At 67.7% G+C, this 19611-nt stretch carries 21 protein-coding genes; 10 read left to right on the top strand and 11 right to left on the bottom strand.

The genetic code is table 11. From position 1 onward, the window contains the following. Positions 1 to 6 precede the first annotated feature (6 nt). Positions 7 to 1164, bottom strand: a complete 1158-nt coding sequence (locus ACAM49_RS14095) for an alpha/beta fold hydrolase (protein WP_369635936.1) — start codon at positions 1162 to 1164, stop codon at positions 7 to 9. 152 nt (positions 1165 to 1316) lie between these two features. Here ACAM49_RS14095 and ACAM49_RS14090 point away from each other — a divergent pair, with 152 nt between their 5' ends. From ACAM49_RS14090 to ACAM49_RS14080, 3 genes are all read left to right on the top strand, one after another. Next, entirely contained in the window at positions 1317 to 2084 is a 768-nt protein-coding gene (locus ACAM49_RS14090) for an SDR family NAD(P)-dependent oxidoreductase (RefSeq protein ID WP_369635935.1), read from the top strand. An 87-nt stretch (positions 2085 to 2171) separates the two neighbouring features. Continuing rightward, complete coding sequence (locus ACAM49_RS14085) at positions 2172 to 2738, top strand: dihydrofolate reductase family protein (RefSeq protein ID WP_369635934.1); 567 nt, start codon at positions 2172 to 2174, stop codon at positions 2736 to 2738. A 54-nt stretch (positions 2739 to 2792) separates the two neighbouring features. Continuing rightward, positions 2793 to 3077, top strand: coding sequence for a chorismate mutase (locus ACAM49_RS14080; protein ID WP_369635933.1), 285 nt, complete (start codon positions 2793 to 2795; stop codon positions 3075 to 3077). A gap of 1 nt (position 3078) precedes the next feature. On the opposite strand, the gene ACAM49_RS14075 is transcribed toward ACAM49_RS14080, so the two are convergent. Continuing rightward, positions 3079 to 3477: an Imm7 family immunity protein gene (locus ACAM49_RS14075; protein WP_369635932.1), complete on the bottom strand. Its 399-nt coding sequence runs from the start codon at positions 3475 to 3477 to the stop codon at positions 3079 to 3081. A 151-nt stretch (positions 3478 to 3628) separates the two neighbouring features. Further along, a complete protein-coding gene (locus ACAM49_RS14070) occupies positions 3629 to 3853 on the bottom strand; it encodes a hypothetical protein (protein ID WP_369635931.1) in 225 nt (74 codons plus the stop codon). Between the two features lie 456 nt (positions 3854 to 4309). Here ACAM49_RS14070 and ACAM49_RS14065 point away from each other — a divergent pair, with 456 nt between their 5' ends. Next, positions 4310 to 5182 (top strand): helix-turn-helix domain-containing protein, encoded by an 873-nt coding sequence (locus tag ACAM49_RS14065; protein WP_369635930.1) that lies wholly within the window; start codon positions 4310 to 4312, stop codon positions 5180 to 5182. Beyond that, positions 5179 to 5370, top strand: coding sequence for a DUF397 domain-containing protein (locus tag ACAM49_RS14060; RefSeq protein WP_369635929.1), 192 nt, complete (start codon positions 5179 to 5181; stop codon positions 5368 to 5370). The genes ACAM49_RS14065 and ACAM49_RS14060 overlap by 4 nt, the downstream gene beginning before the upstream one ends. A 6-nt stretch (positions 5371 to 5376) precedes the next feature. Here ACAM49_RS14060 and ACAM49_RS14055 read toward each other — a convergent pair whose 3' ends face one another. From ACAM49_RS14055 to ACAM49_RS14040, 4 genes are all read right to left on the bottom strand, one after another. After that, positions 5377 to 5877, bottom strand: a complete 501-nt coding sequence (locus ACAM49_RS14055) for an LpqN/LpqT family lipoprotein (protein WP_369635928.1) — start codon at positions 5875 to 5877, stop codon at positions 5377 to 5379. Positions 5878 to 6008: 131 nt separating this feature from the next. Continuing rightward, complete coding sequence (locus ACAM49_RS14050) at positions 6009 to 8270, bottom strand: heavy metal translocating P-type ATPase (protein WP_369635927.1); 2262 nt, start codon at positions 8268 to 8270, stop codon at positions 6009 to 6011. Then, entirely contained in the window at positions 8267 to 9160 is an 894-nt protein-coding gene (locus tag ACAM49_RS14045) for a hypothetical protein (protein ID WP_369635926.1), read from the bottom strand. Before ACAM49_RS14045 ends, ACAM49_RS14050 begins: the two co-directional genes overlap by 4 nt. Next, positions 9157 to 9363, bottom strand: coding sequence for a heavy-metal-associated domain-containing protein (locus ACAM49_RS14040; protein ID WP_369635961.1), 207 nt, complete (start codon positions 9361 to 9363; stop codon positions 9157 to 9159). Before ACAM49_RS14040 ends, ACAM49_RS14045 begins: the two co-directional genes overlap by 4 nt. 140 nt (positions 9364 to 9503) lie before the next feature. Between ACAM49_RS14040 and ACAM49_RS14035 the strand changes: the two genes are divergently transcribed. Together ACAM49_RS14035 and ACAM49_RS14030 are read left to right on the top strand one after the other, a co-directional pair. Beyond that, entirely contained in the window at positions 9504 to 10442 is a 939-nt protein-coding gene (locus tag ACAM49_RS14035) for a 4-(cytidine 5'-diphospho)-2-C-methyl-D-erythritol kinase (RefSeq protein WP_369635925.1), read from the top strand. A gap of 63 nt (positions 10443 to 10505) precedes the next feature. Next, positions 10506 to 12302, top strand: a complete 1797-nt coding sequence (locus ACAM49_RS14030; RefSeq protein WP_369635924.1) for an ABC-F family ATP-binding cassette domain-containing protein — start codon at positions 10506 to 10508, stop codon at positions 12300 to 12302. Between the two features lie 29 nt (positions 12303 to 12331). Here ACAM49_RS14030 and ACAM49_RS14025 read toward each other — a convergent pair whose 3' ends face one another. Further along, positions 12332 to 13213: an Abi-alpha family protein gene (locus tag ACAM49_RS14025; protein WP_369635923.1), complete on the bottom strand. Its 882-nt coding sequence runs from the start codon at positions 13211 to 13213 to the stop codon at positions 12332 to 12334. Then, on the bottom strand, positions 13204 to 14526 hold the full coding sequence (locus ACAM49_RS14020) for a hypothetical protein (protein ID WP_369635922.1): 1323 nt from the start codon (positions 14524 to 14526) through the stop codon (positions 13204 to 13206). The genes ACAM49_RS14025 and ACAM49_RS14020 overlap by 10 nt, the downstream gene beginning before the upstream one ends. A 356-nt stretch (positions 14527 to 14882) precedes the next feature. Between ACAM49_RS14020 and ACAM49_RS14015 the strand changes: the two genes are divergently transcribed. Next, positions 14883 to 15770, top strand: coding sequence for a DUF4393 domain-containing protein (locus ACAM49_RS14015; RefSeq protein WP_369635921.1), 888 nt, complete (start codon positions 14883 to 14885; stop codon positions 15768 to 15770). A gap of 83 nt (positions 15771 to 15853) precedes the next feature. Next, a complete protein-coding gene (locus ACAM49_RS14010) occupies positions 15854 to 16375 on the top strand; it encodes a nuclear transport factor 2 family protein (RefSeq protein WP_369635920.1) in 522 nt (173 codons plus the stop codon). 6 nt (positions 16376 to 16381) lie between these two features. On the opposite strand, the gene ACAM49_RS14005 is transcribed toward ACAM49_RS14010, so the two are convergent. Further along, a complete protein-coding gene (locus tag ACAM49_RS14005; protein WP_369635919.1) occupies positions 16382 to 18007 on the bottom strand; it encodes a peptide chain release factor 3 in 1626 nt (541 codons plus the stop codon). 79 nt (positions 18008 to 18086) lie between these two features. Continuing rightward, a complete protein-coding gene (locus ACAM49_RS14000; RefSeq protein WP_369635918.1) occupies positions 18087 to 18650 on the bottom strand; it encodes a TetR/AcrR family transcriptional regulator in 564 nt (187 codons plus the stop codon). A gap of 99 nt (positions 18651 to 18749) precedes the next feature. Here ACAM49_RS14000 and ACAM49_RS13995 point away from each other — a divergent pair, with 99 nt between their 5' ends. After that, on the top strand, positions 18750 to 19412 hold the full coding sequence (locus ACAM49_RS13995) for a lysophospholipid acyltransferase family protein (RefSeq protein WP_369635917.1): 663 nt from the start codon (positions 18750 to 18752) through the stop codon (positions 19410 to 19412). Positions 19413 to 19611 lie beyond the last annotated feature (199 nt).

Here is a 19611-nt window from a genome sequence, read left to right as displayed (position 1 = left end):
TTCGCGTTACTGCGCGGGCGTGGCCAGGATCCGATCGCTGAACGCGCCGATGGCATCCCACATCTGGGGACTCACCTGGGTGTGGGTGCCGGTGCCGACCACGGTCTGGAAGTCCACGCCATTGGCGGCGAACTGCGCGGCCAGCGCGGCGTGCAGCGGGGACGGCACGGTGGTGTCATTGGTGTTGACCAGCAACAGGATCGGCGCGTCGTAGCCGTTCACCGGCACGGTCATGTACTCGCTCATGGCGGCCTGGAAGGTCGGATCGTTGAGCGGCCGGGACAGCATGTCGCCGATGCTCAGGCCGTCGACCACCTTCATGATGTCGGCGAAGCACAGGCTCTGGGAGGCGTCCACGGCCTGCTTGCCGCGCGGGGTGAGGTAGCTGTCGACATCGACCTCCGGGTGGGTGGCCCGCAGCCCGGCGAGCATGCTGACCACGAAACCATTGACCGCGGTACCGGTCTGGCCCGGAATCGCGGGCACCCACGGGCCGATGAACGGGGTGATCTTCTCCAGATCGGATTCCGGATCGACGGTGATGGTGCCGCGGAAGTCGAGGTCGGGGGCGGTCACCGACTGCAGGTGCCCGGTGCCCAGCGCGGCCTGGCCGCCCTGCGAGAAGCCGATCACCGCCCAGGTGCGCGACAGGTTCGGATTCGTGGAGCGGGCCGCCTTGACCAGGTCGATGGTCGAGCCCGCCTCGGTGCTGATCTCCAGGTACGGGTGCGGGCCGGTGTCGAAGCGGCCCAGGCCGAGGTAGTCGGGGGCGACCACGGCGAAGCCCTTGTTCACGAAGTACTGGATGACCTTGTCTTCCGCGGGGCGGCTCATCTTGGAGGTGTCGGTCTGCCCGCCGCAGCCGGGGCCCATGCCGGAGGTGCCGTGGTCGTAGGCCATGATCGGCCAGCCGCCCGCGGGGGCCGGGCCGGACGGAACGAACAGCGCGCCACTGGCTTTCACCGGTTCGCCGTTGGATCGCGTGGTCCAGTAATCGACGATGGTGCCGTTGCTGAGACCCCGGAAGCCGTCCGGTGCGGGGGTGGTGGCGATGGTGGTGCCCGCCGCATCGGCATGTGCCGGAGTGCCCGGCAGGACCAGCAGGGCACCCGCCGACGCTACGGCCGCCGTGAAAGCACGCGTCCGCCAACCAACCAACCGCATGAATCCTCCATCAGGGTTTCCCGACCCGAAAATAACCAGTCGTTTACGGGGCTCGAGTTTATCGATTTGAACGGCAGACCAGTATGAGAACACTCTGGCAATTAGCTGGATCGACCGTTGACTCGGTTTGTAACTTGTTCTAATTTCTCGTCATGTCGAGCAGATTTGAAGGCCGTCGCGTCATTGTCACCGGAGCGGGATCGGGCATCGGGCAGGCGGTCGCCGTGCGCCTGCTGGCCGAGGGAGCCCGATTGGTCGCCGCGGACGTCAACGAAAGCGGCCTGGCCGCAACGGTCGATGCCGTGCCCGCCGAGCAACGCGAACGCCTGCGCACCCTGACCCTCGACATCTCCGACCAGGACGCCGTACGTGCCGCCACCGCCGAGGCCCACGAATTCCTCGGTGGCCTGGACGTTCTCGTGAACGCCGCGGGCATCCTGCGCGCCGCCCACACCCACGACATGCCCCTGGAATCCTGGAACAAGGTCATCGGCGTCAACCTGACCGGCACCTTCCTCATGATCCAGGCCAATCTGCCCGCCCTGATCGAATCCGGCCACGGCGTGATCGTGAACTTCTCCTCCACCGCCGCCTTCGGCTCCAACCCGTACATGGCCGCGTACTCCGCCTCGAAGGCGGGCGTGAACGCCCTGACCCACTCGATTGCCCTCGAATACGTGAAAAAGGGCCTGCGCGCGGTCAATATCGTGCCCGGCGGCATCAGCACCGGCATCACCTCCGGCCTGGAACTCCCCGCCGACGCCGACTGGTCGCTCATGGCCCGCCTCCCCGGCTGGATCGAGGGCGGCGCGCTCGGCAAGCCCGAGGACATCGCCGGAGTGGTCGCCATGGCCGCCTCCGACGACGGCCGCTACATGACCGGCACCGAACTCCGCGTGGACGGCGGCGCTCTGATGTAACTGCGCCCCTGACCCGGCCGCACGGTGCGTTCGACTCGCGAAATTCGTGGTACCCGCTGACGGACTACGAGTTTCGAGGAGCGAATCATGCGAGATCTGATCGTCACCGAGAACATCACCGTCGACGGGGTCATCGACGCCACCGGAGGCTGGTTCGGCCCCGCCGACAACGAGACCGAGGCCGACCAGGTGGAGGCCGTGCGCGAACAGTTCGAGGCCGCCGACGCCGTACTGTTCGGCCGAGTCACCTTCGAGGAGATGCGCGGGTACTGGCCGCACCAGACCGACGACACCACCGGCGTCGCGGACTACCTGAACAAGGTCACCAAGTACGTGGCCTCGCGGACGCTGCGAGATCCGCAGTGGGACAACACAACCGTGCTCCGCGGCCCGCTGACCGCGGAGATCCGCGACCTGAAGGTCGAACCCGGCGCGGACATCGTGGCCACCGGCAGCATCTCCCTCGTGCACTCGCTCATGGCCGCGGGCCTGGTGAACGAGTACCGCCTGTTCCAGCACCCGGTGGTACTCGGCCGCGGCGCCCGCCTCTTCCCCGACGGAATGCCCCTGCCCCCGCTGCGCCTGGCCGAGGCCCGCGCCTTCGACTCCGGCGTAGTCCTCCTCCGCTACCGCGCATCAACCAGCCGCGAGTAAACCGACCGGTCACAGATGATTTGATGAAGCCTCGAATCGAAAGGATCGAGGCACATGTCCCTGGAGGAAGTCCGCGGCAAGATCGACGCGATCGACACCCGAATCGTCGAATTGCTGGGAGCCCGCCAACAACTCGTCTTCCAAGCCGCCACCTACAAGCGCAACCCTGACGAGGTCCGCGCCCCCAAGCGCCGCGAACAAATGATGGCCCGCCTCCACGACCTGTCCCTCGAACACGGCGTAGAGCCAACCGTTGTCGAACGCGTCTACACCGCCATGATCGATGAATTCATCGAGCTGGAGCAGCGCCGCCACCAATCCCTCACCGCGACCGACTGACTCAACGTCCGGGTTCGGGGTCCTCGAGTGTCGGGACAACCGGTGATAGGAGCGTGTCGGCCTGCTCCGTGACAACACCTCGGGCCATCCGGTAGACGCGAAATCCGTCCGCATGGATGGGATCTCCCTCATCGTGCACGTATAACAGGCCATACGAACCCGGCGCGAGACGGCCGATCCGGTGGAACGCGTCGATCAGCTGATCGCCATGGCCACCACGGCGATTCGGCCGCCCACCCATGTGAATGAAGTAGTCCCCGTTCATCGCCCGCAGATCCATCAGCGCATACCCGGCCACTTCCTCGATCACCGCCTCGATCTCCCCGAGTCGCAGCGCCCGCTCGTCATCGACCGCCTCGGCGGTGGCCCGCAACGACACCCACCCGTGGTACTCGAACATCGCGCCAGCCTATGTCCGCCGCGCATCTTGATTGGGTGGTCGGCGGAAGCGGGAATGGGCCTGGAGCTACATAAACCGGCTCGCGGCGGCAGGATTCTGTCGAAAAGCCGATGAAAATGTAGGTTCAGGCCCATTCGGCCCGCCAGCCATGTCACCGGAAGCGGGGAGCCTTCACCGCGAGGGCGGTGCGCCCGCGCGGGGTGATGCGCCAGCGGCCTGGGGGACGGGTAGGGGTGATGAGGCCGCGGGAGTTGAGTTGGGCTACGGCGTTTCTGGTGCGCCAGCTGGTCAGGGCCGAGGCCTGTTGGATTTCGGTGGTGGTCAGGGTGTGGTCGGGGGCCAGGGCGGAGAGGACCGCGACCTCGGCGGCGGTCATCCGAGTGGCCTTCGGGCGAGACGGTGCGGATACTCTGCGCGCGTTGGCATTCGGCGATGTCGGCCGGGCGGGTGACTGCTCTGGCGCGGAACATCCAGGTAGCCGCCGCCGACGATGGAGAGGCGGAGATGGGCGGCGTCGGTGGGGTGGGATTCGCTGTGGAACCCCCACCACGACCAGAGGATCACGCTGCCGCAGAGGATCGCGATCATCAATAGGGCCCAGATATCCCAAGGCATTACGGTCTCCTCCCGAGAATGCGTTGTCGGCTGCGCCCGGATTGCGGTTGGGTTTCGGATGTTTGGTTGGCCGGGCTGAGGTCCATCGGACATCGGCGATGGTGTCCGGGGAACGGAGATTTCTGCGCGCGCAGGATTTCTGCGCGTTTTCCCAGCACGCCACCCGATTTCGGCGCAAACTTGATTCGGGTTTCGGAGCCGACACCAGGAGATGGTCATGTCGAAGCGCTCCAGCAATCTGCCGCGCCGCCAACTCGGGCGGTACTTGAGAGAACTGCGTCAGCAGTGCGGGCTGTCCATCGTGCAGGCCGCCAAGCTCGCCGAACGGAGCTCGGGCAGCCTGCAACGGCTGGAAACCGGGGCCACCGAACGGATTCAGCTGCGCGACATCGAGGAGCTCTGCCGAATCTACGATGCGCCCGACTACCTCGGGCCGCTGAAAGGGCTTGCCCAGCAAGCCAATGTGAAATCGTGGTGGCATGAATACGGGGATTTGATTCCCGCTGGATTCAACGTCTACGTCGGATTGGAGTCGGCGGCCGAGCGTTTGACGATCTATCGCCCTGACATGGTGTCCGGTCTGTTTCAGACGCCGGAATACGCACGGTCACTCGATCACACGTATTTCACGTACGAGTCGCCGACCGAGGTGGAGCGTCGCGTGCAATTGCGGATGCGTCGGCAGTCTCTGATCCTGCGCAAGCGAAAGCCCGCTACGGCACGCCTGGTCATCGATGAGGCCGCGTTGCGCCGCGTGGTCGGCGGGCCGAAGACCATGGCCGCCCAGTTGCGCCATTTGGCCGCGCTGCCACCGAATGTGGCGGTCCAAATCCTGCCTGCGGCAGCGGGTTTTCCGCTCGGTGTGGCGCCGGGGCCGTTCACGATCCTGGACTTCGAGACCGACCATGACGGCGAGCCGGTCGAGCCCACCGTTATTTATGTCGAGAGCTACGCCGGTGACTTGTACCTTGAAGGGACGACAAGTGTGGAGCTGTATCGGCAGGCGCACACGGCTATTCGCGCCGCCGCGCTCGATGTGGCCGACAGCAAGAACATGCTTCGACGACTTGCCAAGGAGTTCGCGCCATGAAAGACGATCTGTCCCAGGCCAACTGGTTCAAGAGCAGCCGCAGCGCGGGAGGTAAGGACTGCGTCGAGGTCGCGTTTCTGCGTAGCGGGGTTGGGGTGCGGGACTCCAAGGATCCGGGCGGTCCCGCGCTCGTGTTTTCCGGTGAGCAGTGGGACCGCTTCCTCGCCAGTGGGGTCTGGGTGCGCTGAGCCGCGTCAGGCGGAGACCGACAAGCCCTGGAGGAGGGTGGTGGGGGCGGAGCCGTCGCTGTCGGTGCGGGTGGTGATGGTGAGTTGGACCAGGTATTGGCCGTTGTCGGAGTCGACGATGATGTAGCGGTTGTAGGCCCAGAGGGTGAGGGATTCGACCGTGTAGGTGCCGGTGATGCCTGCCGACGGGTAGCCCTCGAAGTCTTCGGTGTCGGTTTCGAGGTCTTGCCAGCCGGGGAGTTGGCGGGCGTCGGCGAAGGCGTGGGTGAGGAGTTCGCGGGCGTCGACTCGCGGGGTGAAGGTGGCCACGAGGAGGACGGCGTTGTCGGCCCAGCCGTTGACCGGGGGCTGGGTCCAGACGCCGTAGGCGCCGGGGAACATGCCGGGCGGAACCTGCTGCCAGCCTTCGGGGACGCCGACCGACACCTTGGGTGCGCCGGGGGCCGCGGGGTCGACCGGGGCGGCCTGGATCTGGGCGGCGGCCAGGTATTCGGCGATGGTGGTCAACGGGTCTCCTCGGGGCGACGGCGGTGGTCACCAGCCATTCAACACGATGCGGTCGGCGCGGATCGCGCGCATGCGGAAGGGCCGCCCGGTCGTGGAGATCCGGGCGGCCCTGTGGCGGTGATCGAATTCGGTCATCCCTTGAACCCGCGCAGGCGCAGGCTGTTGCTGACCACGAACACACTGGACAATGCCATCGCGGCACCGGCGAGCATGGGGTTCAGCAGGCCCGCGGCGGCCAGCGGGATGGCGGCCACGTTGTAGCCGAAGGCCCAGAACAGGTTGCCCTTGATGGTGCGCAGGGTGGCCCGGGACAGCTTGATCGAGGTCGGGACGGCCCGCAGGTCGTCGCGGACCAGCGTGATGTCGGCGGCCTGGATGGCGACGTCGGTGCCGGTGCCCATGGCCAGACCCAGATCGGCCTGGGCCAGCGCGGCGGCGTCGTTGACACCGTCGCCGACCATGGCGACGACCTTGCCCTGGTCCTGCAACCGCTTCACGACATCCAGCTTGTCGCTGGGCAGCACCTCGGCGATGACCTCCTCGATGCCCACCTGATCCGCGACGGTGCGGGCGGTGGCCGCATTGTCGCCGGTCAGCAGGACCGGGGTGAGGCCGAGCGCCTTCATCTCCGAGATCGCCTGGGCGCTGGTCGGTTTCACCGCGTCGGCGATGACCAGCACGCCGCGCGCCTGCCCGTCCCACGCCACCACGATGGCGGTCTTGCCCGCCCGCTCGGCGCGAAGCTTGGCGTCCGCCAAGGACTCCGGCAGCGTGATCGACCAATCCTCCAGCAGCTCGGTGCGTCCGATCACCACCGCGCGCTCGCCGACCATGCCTTGCACGCCCTTGCCGCCGTGGCTGACGAACTGCTCCACCTTCTCGGTGTCGAGTCCGCGCTCGGCCGCACCGTTCACCACGGCCTTGGCGACCGGGTGCTCGGAGCCGTGCTCGACGGCCGCGGCCACCGACAGCAGCTCGTCGGGATCCACACCGCCCGCCGGAATCGCCTCTGCCAGCGTCATCTTGCCGGTGGTGACCGTGCCGGTCTTGTCCAGCACGACCGTGTCGATCCGCCGGGTCGACTCCAGCACCTGCGGGCCCTTGATCAGGATGCCCAGCTGCGCGCCGCGGCCGGTGCCCACCAGAAGCGCGGTGGGAGTGGCCAATCCGAGGGCGCACGGGCAGGCGATGATCAGCACCGCGACGGCCGCGCCGAAGGCGGTCGCGACGGCCGCGCCGGTGCCGAGCCAGAAGCCCAGCGCCGCGACCGCGATCGCGATGACGATCGGGACGAAGATGCCCGCCACCTGATCGGCCAGCCGCTGCACGGGCGCCTTGCCGTTCTGCGCCTCCTCCACCAGCGAAGCCATCTGCGCCAGTTGGGTATCCGCGCCGACCCGGGTGGCGCGCACGGTCAGCAGACCGCCCGCGTTCACGGTCGCGCCGACCACCGGATCGCCGGGACCCACCTCGACCGGCACCGATTCACCGGTCAGCATGCTCATGTCCAGCGCCGAACTGCCGCTCACCACGACACCGTCGGTGGCGACCTTCTCGCCGGGCCGGACCAGGAATTCCTCGCCGACCCGCAATTCACCCACGGGGATGCGGGTTTCGACGCCGTCGCGCAGCACCGCGACATCCTTGGCGCCCAGCTCCAGCAGCGCCCGCAGCGCCGATCCGGCCTTCTCCTTGGACCGGACCTCGAAGTAGCGGCCCGCCAGGATCGCCGTGACCAGGGTGGCCGCGACCTCGAAGTACAGCGCAGAGGACGAATCACCGCGCTCGATGGCGAAACTGAACGGATGCTTCATGCCGGGCATGCCCGCATTGCCCCAGAACAGCGCGTACACCGACCAGCCGAACGCCGCCAGCGTGCCCAGCGAGATCAGCGTGTCCATGGTGGCCGCGCCGTGCTTGGCGTTCACCCAGGCGGCCCGGTGGAATTGGGACGCGCTCCACACCACGATGGGCGCGGTCAGGGTCAGCGAGAGCCACTGCCAGTTGGTGAACTGGAAGACCGGGAACATGCCCATGGCGACCACGGGCACGGCCAGCGCCAGTGTCACCAACAGTTTGTGGCGCAGCAGGTCCGCGGGTGAGGGTGCCGAATCATCCTCGGCGCTCTCGGTTTTCACCGGTTCGTTGTGGTGCACGGCCGCGGTGTAGCCGGTGTCGACCACCTTGGCGATCAGATCATCGGTCGTCACCGTCTCCGGAAAGCTGACCTTCGCCTTCTCGGTGGCGTAGTTGACCGAGGCGGTGACGCCGTCGATCCGGTTGAGCTTCTTCTCGATTCGGGCCGCGCAGGAGGCGCAGGTCATCCCACCGATATCGAGTTCGATCGAACGCTCGGGTGCCGTGCTATCTCCGAAGCTGACAGCGGCGCTCATGAGTGACCTCCTTCGTGGTGGGCGGGCGCATTCGAATCGGATGCGGCGGTGGCGGTATCGGTGAACTCCGCGGTGTGAACCGCACCGCCGTGCTCGAAGTCGAGGTACAGGCGGTAGTTCCCGTCGCTCGGCGCTTGCGCGGCGAAGACGACATTCGGGCCGGGTGCGGTCTTGCCGACCTCGCCCTCGGGATGGACGTGCAGGTAGGCCAGGTCCGTGGCCCGCAGTGCTACCAGGTGAGCGTACGCGCCCAGGTAGGGCCGCAGATCGGTCACCGGTTTGCCGTCGCGGGTGATGGTGAAGGTGAGTTCACTGCCCGCGGTGGTCAGGTCGCCGGCCAGGGTGACCCGGTAGCCGTCGACGTCGGCGGTCTTGGACACCGGGGGCAGGGGCTTGTCGGTGACATTGCCCGCGGCCGCGAAGGTGCGGCTCAGCACCAGTTCGCCGGGCCCGCCGGTGGGGGAGAAGTCGGCGAACACGCGGTAGCTACCGGGTTCGGCCCACTTCCAATCGATGGACCAGGTGCCGTCGGCGGCCCGCTTCGGGTGCACGTGCCGGAACTGGCTGGCGTCGGAACGGACCACGATCAGATGCAGGTCCTGCTCGTGAAGGTTGTTGTACTGGGTAACCGTGCCCTGCGGTCCGGTGATCCGGAACTGCAGTGCGCCTTGCTGATTGGGGATGGTGGGTGCGGTGATGTCGCCGAGGGTGTAGCCCGATTCACCGGCTTGCAAACCCGTCGGCGCGGCGGCCGCCTGATGTTCGCTGTGGCCGGCCCCGGCCGGGGCCGCGCCGGAACGGTCCCCGACCAGGGCACCGATTCCGAGCGCGGCTCCGAACAAGACGACCAGTCCGACGCCGAAGGCGGCGAACCTGAGTCGATCGTTCACACCGCCACCTCGTATCCGGCTTCGTCGACGGCGGCGATCACATCGGCATCGGCGATCGGGGCGCTGGACTCGACCTGGACCCGGCCGGACGCGAGATCCACATCCACGCTGGTGACACCGTCGATCTTGCCGATCTCCTTCTGCACCGAACCGACGCAGTGGCCGCAGGTCATGCCGGTGACGGTGTAGGTGCTGGTGGCCATGGCGGTCTCCTCGTGTTCGTTCATCCGATTGCGGTTTTGATTTATACGGTGTGGGGGTATCCCCGACATCCAGAAACATACCCCCCATGGGTACCTGGCGCAAGTACTCGGACGGGAAATCTGTCGACTAGGCTGTGCGCGTGCTCTCAGTTGTGCCCAGCCCCGTGATCGTGCGCGCACCCGCGAAGGTGAACCTGCACCTCGGGGTGGACGATCTGCGCGAGGACGGCTACCACGACCTCACCACCGTGTTCCAGGCGTTGTCGCTCAGCGACGACGTCCAGATCGCGCCGTCCTCGGCGCTGCGGGTGAAGGTCACCGGCGAAGGGGCCGAGGAGGTGCCCACCGATCGCGGGAACCTGGTGTGGCAGGCCGCGGTGAAGCTGGCAGATCTGGCCGGGCGCGCGCCGCTGGTGGAATTCAGCATTACCAAGGGCATTCCGGTGGCGGGCGGCATGGCCGGCGGCAGCGCCGACGCGGCCGCGGCGCTGATCGGGCTGAACGACCTGTGGGAACTCGGCCTCGGGCGGGCCGAATTGTCCGATATCGCAGCCGAACTCGGCAGTGACGTGCCGTTCTCGCTGCACGGCGGCACCGCGCTCGGCCGCGGCCGCGGCGAGAAGCTGCTCCCGGTGCTGTCCCGCAACACCTTTCACTGGGTGCTCGCGCTGGCCAAGGACGGACTGTCCACCCCGGCCGTGTTCCGGGAACTCGACCGGCTCCGTGAGATCGGTGATCCCCCGCGCCTCGGCAGCCCCGAGGACCTGCTGCAGGCGCTGGCCTCCGGCGAGGCCAAACAGCTCGCACCGCTGCTCGGCAACGACCTCCAGGCCGCGGCCCTCTCGCTGAAACCCGAACTACGCCGCACCCTGCGCGCGGGCGTCACCGCCGGAGCCCTCGCGGGCATCGTCTCCGGCTCCGGCCCGACCTGCGCTTTCCTCTGCGAGAACGAGGAGGCCGCGGTCACCGTCGCCGCCGAACTCGCGGGCGCGGGGGTCTGTCGCAGCGTGCGCACCGCCTTCGGCCCGGTGCCGGGCGCGCGGCGCATCACCGATCAGCCGGACGCCGCCAAGCGCTGATTCGGGGCCGTCTCCGCTGCTCGGTAGGCTTGCCCGGGGCAAGCATCGACGACACGAGGATTCATGGCCAACCTGATCAACCTTGAAGCGGTCTCCAAGAGCTTCGGCATCAAGCCGCTGCTCGACAACGTCTCCTTGGGCGTTCAGGAGGGGGAGCGCATCGGTGTCGTCGGTCTCAACGGTGGCGGTAAGACCACACTGCTCGAGGTCCTGACCGGACTCGAAGCGCCGGATTCCGGCCGCGTGAGCCGTCGCGGTGATCTGCGCATGGCCGTCGTCACCCAGCGCGGTGTCCTCCCCGAGGGCGCGACCGTCGGCGAGGTTGTGCTCGCGGGACTGGCCGAGGACCAGCGCACCGACGGTGTCGCCGAACACGAATGGGCCTCCAACCCGCGCATCCGTTCCGTCGTCGAGGGCATCGGCATCGCCGATCTCGGCATGGACGCCCCCGTCGCCAACCTCTCCGGTGGCGAGCGCCGCCGCACCGCCCTGGCCGCCGCCCTGGTCCGCGACCTCGACCTGCTCGTCCTCGACGAGCCCACCAACCACCTCGACGTCGAGGGCGTGCAGTGGCTGGCCGAGCATCTGGTGAACCGCCGCAGCGCGCTGGTGGTCGTGACCCACGACCGCTGGTTCCTCGACACCATCGCCAACCGCACCTGGGAGGTGCAGGGCGGCAAGGTCGAGTCCTACGAGGGCGGCTACAACGACTGGATCTTCGCCCGCGCCGAACGCGCCCGCCAGGCCGACGCCAGCGAGGCCCGCCGCCAGAACCTGGCCCGCAAGGAACTGGCCTGGCTGCGTCGCGGCGCCCCCGCGCGCACCTCCAAGCCGCGCTATCGCATCGAGGCCGCCGAGGCCCTGATCGCGAACGTCCCCGCGCCGCGCGACAAGGTCGAGCTGGCCTCCTTCGCGCGAAAGCGCCTGGGCCGCGTGGTGATCGAGCTCGAGGACGCCACCCTCGCCACCCCCGACGGCCGGGAACTGGTGACCGACCTGACCTGGCGGCTCGCGCCGGGCGAACGTGTCGGCCTGGTCGGCGTGAACGGCTCCGGCAAGACCACCCTGCTGCGCGCGCTCGCGGGTGACGTGGACCTGAAGTCCGGCAAGCGGGTTCAGGGCCAGACCGTCAAGATCGGCTGGCTGCGCCAGGAACTCGACGATCTGCCGCTGAACATGCGTGTGCTGGAAGCGGTCCAGGACGTGGCACAGCGAATGATGCTGGGTGACAAGGAGATCTCCGCCGGTCAGCTGGCCGAGCGCCTCGGCTTCACCCCGGCCAAGCAGCGCACCCCCGTCGGCGACCTCTCCGGTGGTGAGCGCCGCCGCCTGCAGCTGACCCGAATCCTCATGGCCGAACCCAACGTCTTGCTGCTCGACGAGCCCACCAACGACCTCGACATCGACACCCTGCAGCAGCTGGAAGACATGCTCGACGGCTGGGCGGGCACCCTCGTGGTCATCTCCCACGACCGCTACCTGATCGAGCGCATCTGCGATTCGACCTGGGCACTGTTCGGCGACCGCAAGCTCACCAACCTCCCCGGCGGCATCGACGAATACCTGCGCAAACGCGCAGCGCTGAGCGCACCGGCGACCAAGGCCCCCGCCCCCGCCGCCGCGAATTCCGCTGCCCCGGCCACGGATTCGGCCGCCTACCGCGCCGCCCGCAAGGAACTGGCCAAGCTGGAACGGGCACTGGAGAAGCTCACCGACCGCGAGAACAAGCTGCACGCGGCGCTCGCCGAGGCGGCCACCGACCCGGACAAGCTGGTCACGCTGGGCGCCGAGCTGAAGCAGGTGCAGGCGGAGAAGGAGTCGACCGAGGAACGCTGGCTCGAACTGGCCGACAACGCCTGACGGCCGGTCCCGAGAAAGCCCGAGGCTGATTATCCGTGCTGGGCCTGCTGGTCCAGCACGGGAACCGGCAGGCAGGTGCGGACGAAACCCGCGCCGAACGAACTCAATTCGATGGTCCGGTAGAGGACCTTGGTGCCGAAGCCGGCGCGCTTGAGCAGGCGTCGCACCTCGGGCATGGCTTCCAGCAGCTGGTAGCGGTTGGGGTTGCCCAGCGCCTCACGGGTGAGGTGGATCAGGCCGAGGCGGTCCAGGTTCGCCAGGTACTCGTTGATCCGGTTCGGGTAGCGCAGTGCGGCGTCCTCGCCGAGCAGGTTGAAACTGCCTCGGGGCGAGGTTCTTCCGGTGCGGACCTCCACCGCGGGCTGCGGACCGTCCAGGTAGAGATGACGCACGATGCGCGCCTCGTCGGGGGCGAGCTCGCTCAGGATGCGGGCGTAGGCGGTGTGGTGATGGTTGTCGTCCTCGGCGTGGAAATCGGCCGAGCGGCGCAGCAATTCGGCCCCGCGGGCGCGTAAGACGCTGGTGGGACTCGGATCCGGAGTGTGCTCGGCGGCCTCGGGCGGAGTAACGCCCAGGGCCTGGCGCACCGAATGCCTTACCTGCGCACCGGCATCGGAGAGGATCGCGCGCGGCGGCTGTCCGGCCATGCTCCCGCGCAGTACCACCGAGGTGACGCCCAGCGCGGTGTGCAGGCTCCAGAAACCGGCCTCGACCGCGGCGGAGACGGCCACCGCGACCACTCCGGCGGTGGCGCGCACCGGCCCGGCCGACGCGGCTTTCTCGTTGGGGGACACCGGTACCGGCAGCGGCGCGGGCTCTCGAACAGCGAGTTCCGAACCTGTGCGAACACCGGGTTCGGTGCCGACCGCGTCGGGATCGTCGTCGCCGCTGCCGGATTCGGTTATAGCCATGTGCTCGCCACTCCTGTACCGAAGATCAGGAGGTGAGCGTAACCGGCGATGAGCCCCAGCGCGCCGCCATGGACGAACAAAAGCCATTCATCTTGTTTGATGGCCGATCGCAGCATGTCCACGAACTCCGGCGGGGGCAGCGCCGACATTTGTTTGGCGATGTACTCCTGCACCTGCTTGCCCTGGCGGGCGTTGAAGGCCGGGTCGGCGAAGGCGATGGGCGCGATGGTCATCGCCTCGGAGGTGAACGAGTCCTGCAGCGAGTCGTATTCGCGGCCGCCCAGGGCGAACTTGACCACCGACTTCGCGGGTCCCAGCGCACGGTCGGCCGCGGGCTTGAGGGTGTCCTGGAGCATCTGCATTGTGCGGTCCGCGCGCGGCCCGTTGAGCAGTTCGTCGCCGATATTGGCAACGGTCATGATCTCGCTGGCCACCAGATCCGCGTAGCCCTCGGTGATCTCGTCCTGCCGCTTGATCAGCAGGCCCTGCCGCCACGGGCACCACCACTTCGGGTAGGCCGGTTCGAAGATCAGGTTGATGCCGATCCAGTTGACCACCCAGCCGATGATCACCCCGCCGATCGGCAGCACCACCAGCGACGACCACCCGGTGAAATGCAGAATCGCGACCAGCACCAGACCCATGGGCGCGCCGAAGTAGAAGCCGAAGTTCTGCATGAACCGCAGTTCCTTGGCGCCCAGCACCTGGAACACCGAGTTCAGCATCTGCGGGCGCGCCTGGAAGTAGCGAATGGTCATCGACTTCACGTCGAGCAGTTGGTCGATGTTGTTGCCGAGTTCGTCGGTGAGCTCGCGCAGAATGTCGGGCAGTTGCTCGCGCACCCGGCTGTGGATCATCTCCCGGACCCCGTTGGGGAGGTTGTACCAGAGCTGCGGATGTTCGCGTTTGAGGATGTCCTCGACTATGTCGCGAATCTGGAGATCGGCTATTTCAACAAAGTGCTCGGCGAGCTTGTCGGGTTCCAGTTCCCGATAGAAATCGGCGACATTCCCGAGTTTCGCCAGCCCCTTGTCCACCGCGATGCTGGCCATCTTGTCCGCACGCGACGGCACGATCCCCTGCCAGCCGATCCGCCCGTCGTGCTGCAGCAGCGGCAGCACCTGAATCCGCTTGGGCAGCAACGGAAAAACCGTCGCCAGCCCGGGCAGCCGGAAACCGTGGAAGCGGATCGGCTTGAACAGCATCAGCACGCCGGTCCAGTTGGTGATGTAGCCGATCACGCCCGTGAACAACGGGATGGTGATCAATTCCATGAGGATTGTCGGATGTACCCCGAAGACGCTCTCTAGCACGACACCCTCCTGCCGACCTGCCGACCCGCAACGCACCGCCGTCGGCGTTACTACCCCATCGGCGATTCGGACCTTACTGGCTCTTTAGGAAGCGAGTCCAGCCACAGAGTGTCTGAGTCGGAGATCTCGGTCACACTGGCCGGGCTCGATGTTCCTTCCTCCCGATGGGACCACGAGAATGGCGGGGACCACATCCATATCGTGTCCAGTGCGGGCGTGTTGGGGGTCATGTGCGTCATCAGCGGCGGACATGGACTGGGGTAATCTTTCGTCTGGCTCGAGGGTTCAACATGCCCGAAGGTCCGTCGGGGGCAATAATCTTGTGAACGATTGGGTTCACCTGGCGATAAGCGGAGATGGACGTGGCGGAAGACAGGATCCCGGGGCAGGACGTGGCCCGGCCGGGACCTCGTGCCGTGGAACGCAGTTCGGATGTGGAGCAGCGGCAGATCAGCAATGAGGCCCGCCTGATCCGTGGGGCATTCCGGGCGGCCGGGCTGGCGGTGGGCACCGCGGTGCGGGGGACCGAGTGGGCGGTCGGCACCAGCTTCGAGATCACCAAACAGCTGACCCAGGCCGCGCTGGACGGCGAATCCTCCGCCGATATCGCCGAGCGCACGGGGGCGGCGCTGCGGTCCATCGCGCGCAGCGCGCTCGGCGTCACCGAGGGTTCGGTGCGCGAGATCGTCAGCTACGTACCGACTCCCATGGGCGCGCCGCAGCAGGCCATCACCACCACCACCGGGCTGCTGCGCTCGGCCACCACCGAGGATCTGCGCCGCCGCGGCGACGCGCTGCTGGCGCGCTCGGCCGATGTCTACTTCACCGAGGACGTGCACCCGGCCTACGACCGGATCCTCGATCAGCTCGCGCCCGACGAGGCGCGCATCCTGCGCTTCATGGCATTGCAGGGGCCGCAGCCGGCGGTGGACGTGCGGACCAATCGGCCGCTGGGCATCGGATCGGAGCTGGTCGCGGGGGATCTGACCTCGGTGCCCGAGCAGTCCGGCGTCCGCTACCCGGACCGTGCCCGGCACTACCTGATCAACCTGAACCGTCTGGGTCTGACCATGACCTCCGAGGATCCGGTGGTGCTCTCGCGCTACATGGTGCTCGAGGTGCAGCCGGTGGTGGAGCAGGCGCTCAAGAAGGCGGGCCGGGTGCCCAAGATCGTGCGAAAGAGCCTGCGCCTGACGGAGTTCGGCGAGGATTTCTGCAACACCTGCTTCTCGATCAACGGCTGACTCGGTATCCGGCTGATAGCGATCCGGTACAAATCCGTGCCGAACCCTGAAGGTTTCCGACACCTGATGGGATTGTTGATGGTATGGATTCCGATGCCGTCGCCGCGATCAGCCGGCTGAAGTTCCGGTACCTGCGCGCGTTGGACACCAAGGCGTGGGAGGAGTTCGCCGACACCATGATTCCGGAGGCCACCGCCACCTACAGCGAGTACCTCCAGTTCGAATCGCGCGACGCCTTCCTCGCCTTCATGCGGAACACCCTCGGGCCGCACGTCATCACCGAACACCGTTGCGACCACCCGGAAATCGACGTCGACGGCGATACCGCCACCGGCACCTGGTACCTGGCCGACACGGTCCTGATCCCGGGCCACAACATGCTGCTGCGCGGCGCGGCCTTCTACACCGACCGCTACGTGCTCTGCGACGACGGCAACTGGCGCATCGCCCATACCGGATACGAACGCACCTACGAGGTCGTGCTCTCGCTCTCCGACCTACCCAGCCTGCGCCTCACCTCGAGCCGCTGGGGCCTGATCGCCCGCGACCCGGCCGATTCCCCGCGCATCGAACCCAGCTCCGACGGCACCGGCACGATGGGCTGAGGACTCCTATTCGGCTCCGGCGACCAGCACTTCGAGGGTCAGCTTCGGCATTTCCTTGCTGATGTACTGCAGCCGCCACTTGTCGCTGAACAGCGCGAGGATCGCGCCGTCGGTACGGGTGAAGACCTCCACGCCGCGCTGGCGGCTCAACTCCTCGGCCGATTCGGCGTCGGTGCGCCGGGCCAGCTGGTACGGCAGATGGTCGAGCTGGGTCTCGACATTGAACTCGGATTGCATTCGGGCCGTGACGACTTCGAACTGCATGGGGCCGACCGCCGCCAGCACCGGCGACTGGTCGCCGCGGGCGTCATTGCGCAACACCTGCACCACGCCCTCGGAGTCGAGCTGATCCATGGCCTTGCGGAACTGCTTGTACTTGTCCGCGGTCTTGGCGCGCAGCGAGGCGAAATGCTCGGGCGCGAAGGACGGGATCGGCGGGAACTCGACCTTCTTGTCCACGTACAGCGTGTGCCCGGGGGCCAGCGCGGTCGCGTTCACCAGGCCGACCACATCGCCCGGGTAGGCGGTGTCGACGGTGGTGCGCTCGCGGCCGAACACGGTCAGCGCGTACTTGGTCGCGAACGGGCGTCCGGTCTGCGCGTGGGTCACCACCATGCCGCGCTCGAACTCACCGGACACGATGCGCATGAACGCCAGCCGGTCGCGGTGCGCGGTGTCCATGCCCGCCTGCACCTTGAAGATGACGGCGCTGAACGGCGCGGTGGTCTCGCGCGGCTCGCCCTTGACGTCCTTGCGGGCGCGCGGCGGCGGCGCGAGCTCGACGAGCGTGTCGAGCAGTTGGCGCACACCGAAATTCAGCATGGCGGAGGCGTAGATGACCGGGGAGGTGTGCCCGGCCAGGAACAGTTCCTGATCGTGGTCCTGCCCGGCGGCCGAGAGCAGTTCGCTCTCCTCGGCGGCGGTGGTCCACGCGTCGCCCTCGCGCTCGGCGGCCTGCTCGGGCGTGTAGTGCTCCTCGGGGGCGATGGTCGCGCCGCCCGCGGTGCGGGTGAAGTGGATGTACTCGACGGGCGCGCCCTCCGCGCCGCGGCGCAGCAGGCCGCGGAAGTCGCCCGCGATGCCGACCGGCAGGAACAGCGGGGTGGGCGTCAGGCCGATGCGGTCGACGATCTCGTCCAGCAGTTCCAGCGGCGCCTGGCCCGGCCGGTCCCACTTGTTGATGACGGTGACGACCGGAATCCCGCGATCGCGCGCGACCTGAAAGAGCTTGAGCGTCTGCGGTTCCAGGCCCTTGGCGGCATCGATGAGCATGACCGCCGCGTCGACCGCGGTCAGCACGCGGTAGGTGTCCTCGGAGAAGTCGGAGTGACCCGGGGTGTCCACCAGATTGATGACGCAGTCGCCGTACTCGAACTGCAGCGCCGTGGAGCTGACGGAGATGCCGCGCGCCTTCTCCATCTCCATCCAGTCCGAGACGGTGGACTTGCGCCCGGCCTTGCCGTGGATCGCGCCCGCCTCGGAGATCTTCTTGGCGTGCAGCGCGAGGGCCTCGGTCAGCGTCGATTTACCGGCGTCCGGGTGGGAGATCACCGCGAAGGTGCGCCGCCGCGCCGCCTCGTCGGCCAGCCGCCCGGCGGTCGCAGAGGTCGCGCTGGCAGTCGGGGAACTCACGGGGGACTCCTTTTGTGCGGACGAGGCAACCGAACCAGGGTACGCGATCGGCCCATTCGTCCGACCGGCCGGTCCCAGCTCAGGCGGGTGTTCCCAGGTACCGGTCGATGGCCGCGGCGACGAGGGCGGACAGATCGGCCTCGGGCGCGATGGCCTCGAGGCTGCGATTGCCGGCGAGCACCGCCAGGCCGTGCAGGTTGGTCCACAGGCCCATGGCGCGAGCGCCGGTCGGGTCGGTGACACAGGCGTCGACGAGTTCGCGCCAATAGCGGAACAGCGGCAGCGAGACCGTCTCGCGCAGGTTCTCGCCCGCGCCCTCGAGCAGGTCGTGGCGGAACATGAGGGTGAACATCTCCGTGCGCCGGACGGCGAAATCGACGTAGGTCAGGCAGGCGCGGTCGACCCGGGCGCGCGGCGAATCCGCTTGGACCGCTTCGATTTCGGCCCACAGATCGCGATATCCGACCGCGGCGATGGCGGCCAGCAGCGAATTGTGGGTGGGGAAATACCGCCGCGGCGCGCCGTGCGAGACCCCGGCCTCGCGGGCGATCGCGCGCAGCCCCAGCTGCCCGGCCCTGGCCTGCTCGAGCATGGCGACGCCCGCCGTCACCAGCCGTTCCCGCAGTGGCTCAACCGAAGTCATGCGCCACATTCTCGCCGCAACGGTAGACAGTGTCTACGCCGGTGGGGTAGAAAGGCTTCGAGTAGACACTGTCTACGGCCGCGACCCGGGAGGAATTGCATGTGGTACTGGCTGCTCAAGCACGTATTGGTGGGGCCGGTGCTGCGGCTGCTCGGACGACCCAAGGTCGAAGGGCTGCACCACGTTCCCGCTGAGGGGCCGGTGATCATCGCGGCCAACCATCTGGCCGTGGTGGATTCGCTCTACCTGTGCCTGGTGCTGCGCCGGAAGGTCACCTTCATCGCCAAGCAGGAGTACTTCACCGAGGGCGGCTTCCGCGGCCGCATCAACCGCTTCGTCATGAACGCGACCGGTCAGGTGCCGGTGGACCGCACCGGCGGGAGCGCCGGATCCGACTCCCTCGCGGCGGCGGTGAAGATCCTGGAGTCGGGCGGCATCTGGGGCATCCATCCCGAAGGCACGCGCTCACCCGACGGCCGCATCTACCGCGGGCGCACCGGCGTGATCCGGGTGGCGATGCAGACCGGCGCTCCGGTCATCCCGGTCGTCCTCTCGGGCACCGATCGGGTCAATCCGCGCAATCGGCGTTTCCTGCGCCCGGCCAAGGTTCGCGTTTCCTTCGGCCGCCCCCGCTATTTCCTTCCGGCCGATCAGCAGGCCGTGCGCCGGGCCACCGATGAACTCATGGCCGAAATCGTGCGGCGTTCCGGCCGCCCGTATGTGGATTGCTACGCGACCACTTTCAAACAGCGGGCCGCGTAAATCAGCCCCCGAAAACGAGAACGGCCGGTGGTTCGGATCCCGCGCGAATCCGAACCACCGGCCGTCGGTCCCTCAGCCGACGCTGGAGGCGGAACCGCTCGAGGTGGCGCCGCCGCCGGCGCCGCCCATGCCCTTCACCAGGCTGTCGATAATGCTGGTCAGCGGGGTCAGCGAGCTGCCGGTCCCCGACGGCTTGGTG

Origin of the sequence: Nocardia sp. JMUB6875 (assembly GCF_041154655.1) — a bacterium.
In the GTDB taxonomy this organism is placed as follows: Bacteria; Actinomycetota; Actinomycetes; order Mycobacteriales; family Mycobacteriaceae; genus Nocardia.
This window is presented reverse-complemented; position numbering and strand designations above follow the sequence as displayed.